Raw genomic sequence first — 13,383 nt, 5'->3', positions numbered from 1 at the left:
CTAGTAGTGTCCTGCATTGGTTAAGTTGTTGTGGAGGTTAATCCGCGGCGAACTGACGGCTGTCAGAGAACCGCAATGGCCCGGTCCGTCGGAGCCACCGGCGCCGGCAGGATGGTGCTGCCCATGAGGAACTTGTCCACGGCGGCGGCACAGGCCCGGCCCTCAGCGATGGCCCATACAATGAGCGACTGCCCGCGTCCGGCGTCGCCGGCCACGAAGATGCCTTCCGTATTGGTCATGTAGTAACCGTCGCGGGTCACGTTGCCGCGACCGTCGAATTCGGCGCTGACCTGCTCGGTGATGCCCGCGGGCTCGGCTCCGGTGAAGCCCAGCGACAGGAAGACCAGGTCCGCCGGGATGATCCGTTCGGTGCCGGCCTTCGGGAGACGCTTGCCGTCAACGAATTCCGTTTCGGCAACCTTGACGCCGGTGAGCTTGCCGTTCTCGCCGACAAACTCCACGGTGGAGGCGAGGTACGTGCGTTCGCCGCCTTCCTCGTGGGCGCTGGCCATTTCGAACAGGGTGGGGAACGTGGGCCAGGGCTGGTGCCCGGCGCGTTCCGCCGGCGGCTGTTTGCCGATGGCCAGGGTGGTCACGGATGCGGCTCCATGGCGGTGCGCAGTACCGAGGCAGTCAGCACCGGTATCGCCGCCGCCCAGGATCACCACGTGCTTGCCCTTGGCGTGGATCTGGTTCTCCACCGTCTCCCCCGCGACAACGCGGTTGGCCGGGACCAGGTAATCCATGGCGAAGTGCACGCCTTCAAAGTCGCGGCCCGGGATGGGCAGGTCCCGCGGGACGGTGGCGCCGGTGGCAACCACGACGGCGTCGTAGCGGCGTCGCAGCTGCTCCCACGTCACGTCGGTGCCCACAGCGACGCCGGTGCGGAAGCGGGTGCCTTCCGCCTTCATCTGCTCAACGCGGCGGTCCACCTGCTCCTTTTCCATCTTGAAGTCGGGGATGCCGTAGCGGAGGAGGCCGCCAATTTTGTCGTCACGCTCGTACACCGCGACGGTGTGGCCCACCCGGGTCAGCTGCTGCGCCACGGCCAGGCCGGCCGGGCCGGAGCCGACGACGGCAACGGTCTTTCCGGTCAGGCGCGTCGGAGGCAGCGGGTTGACCCAGCCGTTTTCGAACGCTTCGTCGATGATGGACACTTCAACCTGCTTGATGGTGACTGCGGGCTGGTTGATTCCCAGCACACAGGACGCCTCGCACGGCGCCGGGCAAAGCCGGCCGGTCCACTCGGGGAAGTTGTTCGTGGCGTGCAGCCGCTCAATGGCTTCCTCGCCCTTGTCCCGCCACGCGAGGTCGTTCCATTCTGGGATGAGGTTGCCCAGCGGGCAGCCCTGGTGGCAGAACGGCACGCCGCAGTCCATGCAGCGGCCGGCCTGGGCCTTCAGGACACCCCTTTCCTGGGCCTCATAGACTTCCTTCCAGTCCATGATGCGGACCGGAACGGGGCGGCGCGGCTGGGTTTCACGCTGGCGTACTTTCAGAAATCCGCGTGGATCAGCCACCGGTCACCTCCAGGATTCGAGCCCATACTTCTTCGCCATCGGGGTCAAGGCCCTCTTCGATGGCGTCCAGTCGGGTTTGCAGGACTGCCGCGTAATCGCGCGGCAGCACTTTGGTAATGCGGGCAGCGGTATCGTCGAAGTTCTCCAGCAACCGCGCCGCATGGAGCGATTCCGTTTCCTCGACATGCTTCACCAGCAGGCCGTGGACAATGTCCCGGTCTTCGGCGTCAAGTTCAACGAGCTGAAGTTCGCCGGACTGCAGGGCGTCCTTGTTGACCTGTGTGGTCTGCAGGTCCAGCACGTAGGCGGTTCCGCCGGACATGCCGGCGCCGAAGTTGCGGCCGGTGCGGCCGATGATCAGCGTCTGCCCGCCGGTCATGTACTCGCAGCCGTGGTCGCCGATGCCCTCAACAACTGCAGTGGCTCCGGAGTTGCGGACCAGGAAGCGTTCGCCCACCTGGCCGCGCAGGAACATTTCGCCGCTGGTAGCGCCGTAGCCGATCACGTTGCCGGCAATGACGTTGCTTTCGGCCTTGAACACGTTGGTGCGGTCCGGCCGGACGATGATCCGCCCGCCGGAAAGGCCCTTGCCCACGTAGTCGTTCGAGTCACCAAAGAGGCGCAGGGTGATACCGGCGGGCAGGAAGGCGCCCAGCGACTGTCCCGCGGTACCGGTCAGGGTGATGTCGATGGTGTCCGGCGCCAGCACGTCCGTGCTGAACGTCTTGGTCACCGTGTGGCCAAGCATGGTGCCCACCGAGCGGTCCGTGTTGATCACGTCCACCGCGATCTTCACCGGGCTGCGGTCAGTCAGCGCCTCCGTGGCCATGGTGATCAGCCGCTGGTCAAAGTGCTTGTCCAGTTCGTGGTTCTGCGAGGTCATGTTGCGCAGCGGAGCGTCGTCGTCGAACTCGAGTCCGTGCAGGATCGGGTCCAGGTCCAGGCCGTCGGCCTTCCAGTGGTTGATCGCTTCGCGGGCATCCAGGACTTCGGCGTGACCGATCGCCTCTTCGATGCTCCGGAAGCCGAGTTCCGCGAGGATCTCACGGACTTCCTCGGCCAGGAATTCGAAGAAGTTGACCACAAATTCGGGCTTGCCGGTGAAGCGGGCCCGCAGCTCGGGGTTCTGGGTGGCAACGCCCACCGGACAGGTATCCAGGTGGCAGACGCGCATCATGATGCAGCCTTCCACCACCAGCGGGGCGGTGGCGAAACCGAATTCCTCGCCGCCGAGCAGCGCGGCGATAACAACGTCGCGGCCGGTCTTGAGCTGGCCGTCCACCTGGACCACCACACGGTCGCGCAGGCCGTTGAGCATCAGCGTCTGTTGCGTCTCGGCGAGCCCGAGCTCCCACGGCACACCCGCGTGCTTGAGCGAGTTCAGCGGGGACGCGCCTGTTCCGCCGTCGTGGCCGGAGACCAGTACGACGTCGGCCTTCGCTTTGGTGACACCCGACGCCACAGTGCCGATCCCCACTTCGGAGACGAGCTTGACGTGTACCCGGGCCGAGGGGTTGGCGCGCTTCGCATCGTAGATGAGCTGCGCGAGGTCCTCAATGGAGTAGATATCGTGGTGCGGGGGCGGCGAAATCAGGCCGACACCGGGCGTCGAGTGGCGAGTCCGGGCAACCCAGGGGTACACCTTCTGCGCCATCAGCTGGCCGCCTTCGCCGGGCTTGGCACCCTGGGCCATCTTGATCTGGATGTCGTCAGCGTTGGTCAGGTACAGGCTGGTGACGCCGAACCGGCCCGACGCGATTTGCTTGACGGCAGAACGGCGCTTCGGGTCCAGCAGGCGGTCCACGTCCTCGCCGCCTTCACCGGTGTTGGACTTGCCGCCCAACTGGTTCATGGCGATCGCGAGGGTCTCGTGGGCTTCCTTGGAGATGGACCCGTAGCTCATGGCGCCGGTGGAGAAGCGCTTCACAACGCTGGAGACGGGCTCCACTTCCTCCAACGGAACAGCGGGACGGTCGTTCTTGAACTTCAGCAACCCGCGCAGGGTCATCAGGTTCTCGGACTGGTCATCCACGCCCTTGGTGTACGCCTTGAAAATGTCATAGCGGCGCTCACGCGTGGCGTGCTGCAGCCGGAAGACGGTCTCCGGGTTGAACAGGTGCGGCTCGCCGTCGCGGCGCCACTGGTATTCGCCGCCGCCCAGGAGCGGACGGTGCGGCAGTTCGATGCCGCCTTCCGGGTAGGCCATCTGGTGCCGCGCCGAAACTTCGGCCGCGATGACGTCCAGGCCCACGCCGCCCAGCTGGGAGTGCGTGCCGGCGAAAAACTCATCCACCAGTTCCTGTCCGAGGCCCAGGGCCTCGAACGTCTGCGCACCGGTGTAGGACGCAACAGTGGAGATGCCCATCTTGGACATGATCTTCAGGACGCCCTTGCCGAGGCCCTTGATCAGGTTGTAGACGCCGTCCTGCGGCGTGACCCCAACAACGTCACCGGCGGTAATGAGCTGCTCCACGGATTCCATTGCCAGGTACGGGTTCACAGCAGAGGCACCGTAGCCGATCAGGACAGCAACGTGGTGCGTCTCGCGGACGTCGCCGGCCTCGACCACCAGGGCGGTCTTGGTGCGGTTCGCGCTGCGCAGCAGGTGGTGGTGCACGGCGCTGACCAGGAGCAGGGAAGGAATCGGCGCCCACTGCGCGTTTGAGTCACGGTCGGACAGCACAACGTACTGCACGCCGCGGTTGATCGCGCCGGACACCTGCTCACAGATCTCGGTGAGCCGGGCACGCAGGGCGTTCTCGCCGCCTTCAGGGCGGTAGAGGCCGCGGACCTTCATGGCCACACGGTCGCCGTCGGGCGTTTCGATGTTGGCGATCTTGGCGAGCTGGTCGTTGTTGATCACGGGGAACGGCAGCATGACCTGCGGCTGGCGGACCCGCTTGGTGTCCAGCAGGTTGCCGTTCGGACCGATGGCGCACGTCAGCGACGTGACCAGCTCTTCACGGATGGCGTCCAGCGGCGGGTTGGTGACCTGCGCGAAGGACTGCACAAAGTAGTCGAACAGCAGCCGGGGACGCTTGGACAGCACCGCGATCGGGGTGTCCGAACCCATGGCACCCAGCGGCTCGGCGCCGGTCCGGGCCATCGGGCCGAGCAGGATCTTGAGCTCCTCGGTGGTGTACCCGAAGGTCCGCTGGCGGATGTTGACCGACGCGGCGGTGTGGACCACGTGCTCGCGCTCGGGGAGGTCCTTGAGGTCAATCAGGTTGTCCTTGACCCACTCGGACCACGGGTTCGCCGCAGCGACCTCGGCCTTAACCTCTTCGTCGTCGATGATGCGGCCGGCGTCGGTGTCCACCAGGAACATCTTGCCCGGGGAAACGCGGCCCTTCTTGACCACCTTGGAGGGTTCGACGTCGATCACTCCCACCTCGGAGGCGAAGATGATCAGCCCGTCTTCGGTGATCCAGTAGCGTCCGGGGCGCAGGCCGTTGCGGTCAAGGGTAGCGCCGACGAGGTTACCGTCCGTGAACGAGACGGCGGCGGGGCCGTCCCACGGTTCCATGAGCAGGGAGTGGTATTCGTAGAACGCACGTCGTGCCGGATCCATGGTGGCGTGGTTTTCCCAGGCCTCGGGGATCATCATCATGATCGAGTGCGTGATGGGGCGGCCGGAGAGCCAGAGCAGCTCGGCGACTTCGTCGAAAGACGCCGAGTCTGACGCACCGGGGGTGCAGATGGGGTACAGCTCTTCCGGGGAGTCACCCAGCAGCGGGTTGGCGAGCTGGGACTGGCGGGCGCGCATCCAGTTCCGGTTGCCCTTGACGGTGTTGATTTCACCGTTGTGGGCGATAGTGCGGAACGGCTGGGCCAGCGGCCAGGACGGGAACGTGTTGGTGGAGAAGCGCGAGTGGACGATCGCCAGCTTCGTCTTGAAACGCTTGTCCGAGAGATCGGGGTAGAACGGCTCCAGCTGGGCCGTGGTGAGCATGCCCTTGTAGACGATGGTGCGCGAGGACAGCGACGGGAAGTACACGCCGAACTTGTTCTGGGCACGCTTGCGGATCCGCCAGGCGCGTGAGTCGAGCTCGTTGCGGTCCAATTCCTCGCCGGTTGCCGAGGCAAGGAAGGGCTGTGAGAAGTAGGGCATGCAGGCGCGGGCCATGGCGCCCACGAGGTCTGCGACGATGGGCACTTCGCGCCAGCCGAGCACGGTCAGGCCTTCATCGGCGGCAAGGCCTTCAATGCCGGCCTTGGCGGCGTCGGCTTCGCGCTGCTCGGCCGGGAGGAAGGCGGTACCGGCAACAAACTGGCCCGGTGCGGGGAGTTCGAATTCTGTGACGGCGCGGAAGAACTCGTCCGGGATCTGCATCAGCAGGCCGGCACCGTCACCGGTTCCCTCGTCCGCACCTACAGCACCGCGGTGCTCGAGGTTGCGGAGCGCGGTCAGTGCGGCGTCGACAATGTCGTAGCCGGGCTCGCCGCGGAGCGTGGCGATGATCGCCAGGCCACAGGCGTCTTTTTCGTTCTCTGGGTTGTACAGACCCCGGGCCTCGGGAAGCGCGGCAAAGCGCTTGAACGGGGAGACGGGGCCCTGCGATCCTATTTTTTCGGACCAACGTGGGCTATGAAGATGGGTCATTGAAGACGTCCTTCCTCGAGATCGTGCGTATGGAAGGGACACCGTTGGCCCGCCTTGTAAGCGCCGATGTGATGGGCACAACAAAGTGTTATTTACTGGAAATTGTAGGCCAGACCGGCCTGCTCAACGAAGAGTTACGCAGGCCCGTGACCCGGACTTGACCGGCCAGCTGCTGTCTGCTGGCCGGATGGGCCCTATTGCCACGACGCTGTGGTGTGTGGGCGCTCCGAGTGTTGACTCTGCTACCCTGCCGTGCTGGCGTCCTACTTGTTCGTGCCAGCCTCCGGCGCGGATTCCGTTGCCTTGTGGCGGGAACTTCCGGTTACCGGCGACTCCGGAACTGGCTTGTCGCCGTCCCGGAATGCCGGTTCCTCTTCCGTTGGGGTGGAAGGGATCCGGGCACCATTTTGGTTATGTGGGAGATTATCACGCGATTCACTATCCGAGACAGAAGAGTCCGCATCGCGGACCGGTGCCTTTTCTTCCCGCGCAGCGCCCACGTACTCGACGGCTGCCGGCTCGCGCCCCGCCAGGAAGGGAGTGTCCGGTTCCGGGCGGCCCTTCAATCCCAGGAGGACGAACACGATGAGTGCTGCCACAAAGACAAAGATACTGGTCCAGACGTTGAGCCTGGTGGTGATCCCGAACAGGTTGATCTGTTCGGCGTCGTCGATCCGCATCGCTTCTATCCAGACCCGGCCCAGCGTGTAATACATGGCGTAGAGCCAGAAGAGCCGGGCGCGGCGGAAGTGGAATCGGCGGTCCAGGGCCACCAGGATGAGCACACCGGCGATGTTCCAGAGCGACTCATACAGGAACGTGGGGTGGAAGAGCGTATCCACCGGCATGCCGGCCGGGAAGTTGGGGTTGTCCGCATCAATCTGCAGGCCCCACGGCAGGGTGGTGGGCCCGCCGAAGAGCTCCTGGTTGAAGTAGTTACCCCAGCGGCCAACGGCCTGCGCCAGCAGCAGTCCGGGCGCCGCGGCGTCCAGGAAGGCGGTGAGTTTCACACCGGACCGGCGGCAGCCGATCCATGCGCCCAGGACGCCCAGAACCACGGCACCCCAGATGCCCAGTCCGCCACGCTGGATCTGCGGGATGAGCCACAGGTCCCCGGTGCCGTCGAAGCCGGGCCCGAAGTAGGCGTCCGGGGACGACACCACGTGGTAGAGCCGGCCGCCGATGATGCCGAAGGGAATCGCCCAGATGACGATGTCCCAGACGCTGCCTTCGGGCGCGCCGCGGCGGGCCCACCTGACGGACGTGAGCCACAGGCCCGCCATGATCCCGGCGAGGATGCACAGGGCATAGGCGTGGATCCGCAGAGTCCCCCACGGCAGCGGGATGTCGAAGCCGGACCAGTCCGGGCTGGGGATGCTGGCCGGCACCAGGGCGGCGGCCTGAAGGAGGATCTGCATGGTGGTTAGGCTTCTTCCCTGACGAGTCCGGCGCTCAGGTCCCGGGTGAGGTCGGCGACGGCGGGGACTCCCCCGTCACGGATGGCGGCAACAAGCGCGGTGCCAACGATCACACCGTCTGCGTATGCTGCGATCTCGCGGACGTGGCTGGCGTTGGAGACGCCGAGTCCCACACACACGCGTTCGGCGCCGGCGGCGTGCGTATCGGCAACGAGTTTCTCCGCGCTGCTGCTGACGGCCTGGCGGGTACCCGTCACGCCCATGATGGAGACGGCGTACACAAAGCCGCGGCTTGCCTTGACGGTCATGGCCAGGCGCTCCGGGGTGGAGGACGGCGCCACGAGGAACACGCGGTCCAGTCCGTACTTGTCCGAGGCGGCGAACCATTCAGATGCTTCGTCCGGGATGAGGTCAGGCGTGATGAGCCCTGCTCCCCCGGCTTCGGCCAGCCGTCGGGAGAACTCGTCCACACCCATCCGGACCACGGGGTTCCAGTAGGTCATCACCAGTACGGCGACGTCGGTGGCTGCCGTGATGCCGGCGACAACGTCAAAGACGCTCTCGACCCGGAATCCGTTGGCGATCGCCTCAGTGGTGGCGGCCTGGATGACCGGGCCGTCCATGACAGGATCCGAGTAGGGAATGCCGATTTCGATCAGATCGGCACCGTTCTTCGCCATGGCAATGCCGGCATCAATGGTGGCCTGGACGTCCGGGTACCCTGCAGGCAGGTAGCACACGAGCGCTGAGCGTCCGGCGTCCCGTGCACGGTCGATGGCGGCGGCGGACTTGCTGGCCGTCTGTTCAGTCATCAGTTCTGGTCCTCGTTGTTGTCCGCTGCGCTGGCGGCAGGGGCAGCTGTGGCGGGAACGGCTTCAGTTTCCGCCCTGTCGGCAGGGCCCTTGGGCTTGCGGGTGGACAGGTTGGTGCCCTTGACCTTGCCCTCCTCGTCGAGCATGTCGAACCATTCCGCGGCAGTTTCCACGTCCTTGTCGCCACGGCCGGAAAGGTTCACAACGATCACAGTTTCGGACGGGTCAGCACTGCCTTCGGTGAGGCGCTTGCCAACCTTGATGGCACCCGCGAGGGCGTGTGAGGATTCGATGGCGGGGATGATGCCTTCTGTCCGGCACAGCAGCTTGAACGCATCCATTGCTTCGCTGTCGGTGATGGGCTCGTAGGTGACGCGTCCGATGTCGGCCAGGTAGGCGTGCTCCGGGCCAACGCCCGGGTAGTCCAGACCCGCGGAAATCGAGTGCGACTCGATGGTCTGACCGTCGTCGTCCTGCATAAGGTAGGACCGTGCGCCGTGCAGGACGCCGGGCTTGCCAAGGGTGATGGTGGCTGCGTGCCGGCCGGTGTCCACGCCGTCGCCGCCGGCTTCAAAGCCATAGATCTTCACGGACGGATCATCCAGGAATCCGTGGAAGATGCCGATGGCGTTGGAACCGCCGCCGATGCAGGCGCAGACGGCGTCGGGCAGTTTGCCGGTCTGCTCCAGAATCTGGGCGCGGGCTTCCTCGCCGATGACCTCGTGGAAGAAACGGACCATGGCCGGGAACGGGTGCGCCCCGGCGGCGGTGCCCAGCAGGTAGTGGGTGTTGTCCACGTTGCTGACCCAGTCCCGGAGGGCGTCGTTGATGGCGTCCTTTAGGGTCTGCGAACCGTTCACCACGGGCACCACGGTGGCGCCGAGCAGCTGCATCCGGGCGACATTCAGTGCCTGCCGACGGCAGTCTTCGGCGCCCATGTACACAACGCATTCCAGGCCGAGGAGCGCCGCGGCCGTGGCGCTGGCAACGCCGTGCTGCCCGGCGCCGGTCTCGGCGATCACGCGGGTCTTGCCCATGCGCTTGGCCAGCAGGGCCTGGCCCAGGACGTTGTTGATCTTGTGGGATCCGGTGTGGTTGAGGTCCTCGCGCTTGAGGAAAATCCGGGCGCCGCCGGCGTGCTCGGAGAACCGCTTGGCCTCGGTCAGCAGCGAGGGACGGCCGGAGTAGTTCTTGTTCAGGTCGGAGAGCTGGGCCAGGAATTCGGGATCCGCCTTGGCCTTTTCAAAGGTGTCTTCGAGCTCGTCCAGGGCGGCGATCAGCGATTCAGGCATCCAGCGCCCGCCGTAGCCGCCGAAGTATGGCCCCGGGGCGTGCTTCAGCGAGCCGCCCTGCAGGAAAGCGTCCGCAGCGTTGTTGTCAGCGTTTTCTGAGAGTGCGTCAACCATCAGTCTCACCGTCCTGTTCAAGTTGGTCGTTCGGAAGTGTTGGGCCGCCGGCGCCAGGCCCGGCGGGTGCCCGGACTAGGCCCGGGCGGCGATGGCGGCAGCGCCGGCCGCAGTGAATTCGGCGATCCGGTCACGCGGCGTTGCGTCGCTGACGAGGGCCTCCCCCACCAGGATGGCGTTGGCGCCGTTGGCGGCGTAATGCGTCACGTCGTCCACGCCGCGCACACCGGATTCGGCGATGACCAGCGATTCGGCCGGAATCAGTCCGGCGAGGGAGGCGAAGACTGAACGGTCGACGTCGAGCGTCTTCAGGTTGCGCACGTTGACGCCGATGATGCGCGCCTCAGCCGCCACTGCACGTTCGATCTCCTCTTCCGTGTGCGTCTCCACGAGCACGTTCATGCCGAGTTCGCGGCTGAGGGCGCTGAACTCCCGGAGTTGGCTGTCGGAGAGCGACGCCACGATGAGCAGGATCAGGTCCGCGCCGTGGGCGCGGGCCTCCCAGATCTGGTACTCATCGAGCGTGAAATCCTTGCGGAGCAGCGGAACGTCCACGCGGGCACGGACGGCGTCCAGGTCCGCGAGGGAGCCGTTGAAGCGCCGCTGTTCGGTGAGGACGCTGATCACGGCTGCGCCGCCGTCGGCATACTGCTCTGCCAGCGCTGCCGGATCCACGATGCTCGCGAGGTCGCCCTTGGACGGGCTGCGCCGCTTGATTTCCGCGATGACCTTGAGCTGGTCCCGCTGCACCGCGGTTCCGCCGAGGGCCGACCACGCGTCCCGGGCGGGTGCCGCGGCCGCCGCCAGGTCCTTTAGTTCCGCCAGCGAAACGAGACGCTTCCTGGCCTCCATATCCTCCCAGACACCGGCATTGATGTCGTCGAGAACAGTCGCCATCAGTGGCCGGAGCTCTTCAGCTTGCTGCCTTCGACGCCGTAGCCCGCCTTGCGCATGATGTAGCCAAGGATCAGGCCGAGGACCATCACGGCCGCGCCGGCGATGAAGATGGGGGTGTTGGCGATGACAAAGGCGATTGACGCGATGAGGGCGCCGACCAGCATAACGATCACGCAGGTCCAGGCCGCGGGGCTGTTGCCGTGGCCAAGTTCCTGGCTGTGGTCAACGACGCCGGGGGCAACGGTCCGGGTGCCTGATTTCGAAACGGAAGCGGGTGCTTTGCTCATGTGAATCTCCTCGGGATGAATACTGCTTACATTCTGCCATTTTTTGGCCGCGACCTGCCCATCGGCAGGCCGGGCTCAGGTTTTAGCGGGCTGCCCGGCTTTGGCTGCGAGCGGGGGTTCAGGTGGGATCGTCGCCGCGCGAGAGCCTGTCCCAGCTGTCGATCTCGTCCACAGGACCGGTGGCGGCCACCGTGCTGCCGGCGGGCCCCCCGTATGTGGCTGCGTCATATTTGGTCCGCGACTTCCAGTGCCGGCCAGCGGGGATGATCAGCAACGCGGCCAGCGCCAGCAGGGCACCGGCGACGACGGCGAGGACCGGGAAGGCGGTAACAGCCACTTCCGCGTTCCCGCCGGTGACCCCGGTGGCAGCGGCGATGGAGCCCTGCGCGGCGCCCAACGGGTCAGCCAGCACCGTGGCGGCAGCGGCAATGATGCCAACGGAGGCCAACATGATGAGGGCGGTGATGACCCACCGCGCGAACTTTCCTGCGATGGATGCTGCCAGTCCGCCCGCCAGGGCCACGACGGCCAGGGCCGTCACCGCGGTGGCGGCCTTGCTGCCCTGGACCGGCAGGGTGTTCCGGTCCCCCGCGGCCTGGCCCATCTGGTTGGCGTCCAGGCTGACGGTGATCCAGGTCTGGGTGGTGGCGCCGAAGACAGCCAGCGCAAGGACGGCGATCAGCAGTACCAGCGTGGACTTCCTGGCCCAGGCCGGCGTCATTCGGCGCCCTGGCTTTCCCCGGCGGTGCCGGCGTCGCTGTGGGGAGAGGTGCCGGGGAGCGATTCTGCCGCAATGTTGTGCAGCGATCCGGCGGTGTGCACGGCCCGGAGGGGGGCGGCCGCCTTGTTCACGGTCTCCAGTGCTTCTGTGGGGTTCACGGAATCCGCCACGATGCCGCCACCGGCCTGGACGTAGGCGCGTCCTTCGCGGAGGAGGGCCGAGCGGATGGCGATGGCCATGTCCATGTCGCCGGCAAAGTCGAGGTACCCCACCACGCCGCCGTAGATGCCGCGGCGGTGGGGTTCAAGCTCGTCCAGCAGGCGCAGAGCCCGGGGCTTCGGGGCACCGGACAGGGTGCCCGCGGGGAAGGTCGCCTTCAGGACGTCGTAGGCGTTGGCGTCCGGGGACAACTTGCCCACCACGGTGGAGACCAGGTGCATGATGTGGCTGAAACGCTCCACCTCCATGAACTGCGTGACATCCACGGTTCCCGCCACGCAGACCTTGGACAGATCGTTGCGGGAGAGGTCCACGAGCATCAGGTGTTCGGCGCGTTCCTTCTGGTCGGCCAGCAGCTCCTCGGCGAGGGCTTTGTCTCCCTCCACGGTTTTGCCGCGGGGCCGTGAACCGGCGATGGGGTGGGTGATGACTTCTTCACCGGTCACGGTCACCAGGGCCTCGGGCGAGGACCCAACGATCGAGTACTCCCGGCCGTCGGCGTCCTCGAGGCTGAAGATGTACATGTACGGGCTGGGGTTGGTGTTGCGCAGGACGCGGTACACGTCAAGGGGCGAGGCGCCGCACTCCATTTCGAAGCGGCGTGAAATCACCACCTGGAACACTTCACCGTCCACGATGGCTTCCTTGCCGCGGTCAAGGGCGGCCAGGTAGGAGGGTTCGTCCCACCGTTCCTCGACGCTGGAGGCGAAATCCAGGGCGGCGGGTTCCAGCACGGAAACCGGCTGGGCCACTGGTGTGCTGATCGTGGTCAGGAGGGCCTTGACCCGGGCCACGGCATCTTCCCAAGCCTCGTCCACGCGGTCGGAGCTGCCATCGAAGTTGATGGCGTTGGCGATCAGCAGCACCGTGCCGTCATGGTTGTCGTGCACGGCCATGTCCGTCACCAGGTTCAGCGCCATCTCGGGCAGGTGGAGGTCATCCTCCGGCGGGCTGGTCAGCCGTTCCCAGTGGCGGACCGTCTCCCAGCCCAGGAAGCCGACCAGGCCGGAGGTGAACGGCGGCAGTCCGTCAAACCTGCTGGTCCGCAGCGCTTCGATGGTGTCGCGGATGGCATCCACGGGATTGCCGTCCAGGGGCACTCCGGCAGGGGGCTGGCCCAGCCAGTGCGCCTGGCCGTCCTTCGTGGTCAGGGTTGCCCGGGACTTCGCGCCGATGAAGGAATACCGCGACCACGTGCCGCCCACCGCCGCAGACTCCATCAGGAACGTGCCGGGCTGGCCCTGGGCCAGCTTCCGGTAGAGGCCGATAGGGGTCTCCGCGTCCGCCAGCACTTTGAGCGTGACGGGGATGACCCGGCTGTGGCCGGCGAGTTCGCGGAACTCCTCGAGGCCCGGGCTGATGATTCCAAGGTCCTGCATGGCTATGCTTCGCCGCCTGTTCTTGTGTGTCGCCTCGTGAAATGTCGCCGGGTGTGGAACGGCGCCAGTCCTATGCTGCCAAAAGTGTTCGCCTGGGGGCAGGTCATCCGCCCCGGGCCGT

9 protein-coding genes are annotated in these 13,383 nt (G+C 66.1%); all 9 read right to left on the bottom strand.

Annotated features, from left to right (window positions below; translation table 11 throughout):
- Nucleotides 1–62: 62 nt before the first annotated feature.
- A complete protein-coding gene (locus ASG77_RS11790) occupies nucleotides 63–1,520 on the bottom strand; it encodes a glutamate synthase subunit beta (RefSeq protein ID WP_056345649.1) in 1,458 nt (485 codons plus the stop codon).
- Nucleotides 1,513–6,123 (bottom strand): glutamate synthase large subunit, encoded by a 4,611-nt coding sequence (gltB, locus tag ASG77_RS11785; protein WP_056345647.1) that lies wholly within the window; start codon nucleotides 6,121–6,123, stop codon nucleotides 1,513–1,515. The genes ASG77_RS11790 and gltB overlap by 8 nt, the downstream gene beginning before the upstream one ends.
- 263 nt (nucleotides 6,124–6,386) lie before the next feature.
- Nucleotides 6,387–7,541: a prolipoprotein diacylglyceryl transferase gene (lgt, locus tag ASG77_RS11780; protein ID WP_056345644.1), complete on the bottom strand. Its 1,155-nt coding sequence runs from the start codon at nucleotides 7,539–7,541 to the stop codon at nucleotides 6,387–6,389.
- Nucleotides 7,542–7,546: 5 nt separating this feature from the next.
- Entirely contained in the window at nucleotides 7,547–8,353 is an 807-nt protein-coding gene (gene trpA, locus ASG77_RS11775; protein ID WP_056345641.1) for a tryptophan synthase subunit alpha, read from the bottom strand.
- Nucleotides 8,353–9,759, bottom strand: coding sequence for a tryptophan synthase subunit beta (gene trpB / locus ASG77_RS11770; protein WP_082575984.1), 1,407 nt, complete (start codon nucleotides 9,757–9,759; stop codon nucleotides 8,353–8,355). The genes trpA and trpB overlap by 1 nt, the downstream gene beginning before the upstream one ends.
- Nucleotides 9,760–9,834: 75 nt before the next feature.
- Nucleotides 9,835–10,656 carry an indole-3-glycerol phosphate synthase TrpC gene (gene trpC, locus ASG77_RS11765; protein ID WP_056345638.1) on the bottom strand — a complete coding sequence of 274 codons (822 nt, stop codon included), beginning with the start codon at nucleotides 10,654–10,656 and terminating at the stop codon, nucleotides 9,835–9,837.
- Nucleotides 10,656–10,943 (bottom strand): HGxxPAAW family protein, encoded by a 288-nt coding sequence (locus ASG77_RS11760; RefSeq protein ID WP_056345635.1) that lies wholly within the window; start codon nucleotides 10,941–10,943, stop codon nucleotides 10,656–10,658. Before ASG77_RS11760 ends, trpC begins: the two co-directional genes overlap by 1 nt.
- A 118-nt stretch (nucleotides 10,944–11,061) precedes the next feature.
- Entirely contained in the window at nucleotides 11,062–11,664 is a 603-nt protein-coding gene (locus tag ASG77_RS11755) for a Trp biosynthesis-associated membrane protein (RefSeq protein ID WP_056345633.1), read from the bottom strand.
- Nucleotides 11,661–13,262 (bottom strand): anthranilate synthase component I, encoded by a 1,602-nt coding sequence (locus ASG77_RS11750; protein ID WP_056345631.1) that lies wholly within the window; start codon nucleotides 13,260–13,262, stop codon nucleotides 11,661–11,663. Before ASG77_RS11750 ends, ASG77_RS11755 begins: the two co-directional genes overlap by 4 nt.
- Nucleotides 13,263–13,383 lie beyond the last annotated feature (121 nt).

Source organism: Arthrobacter sp. Soil762, assembly GCF_001428335.1.
Taxonomy (GTDB): domain Bacteria; phylum Actinomycetota; class Actinomycetes; order Actinomycetales; family Micrococcaceae; genus Arthrobacter.
Note: the sequence above shows the minus strand (reverse complement) of the source record. Positions and strands in the feature narration are given on the sequence as shown.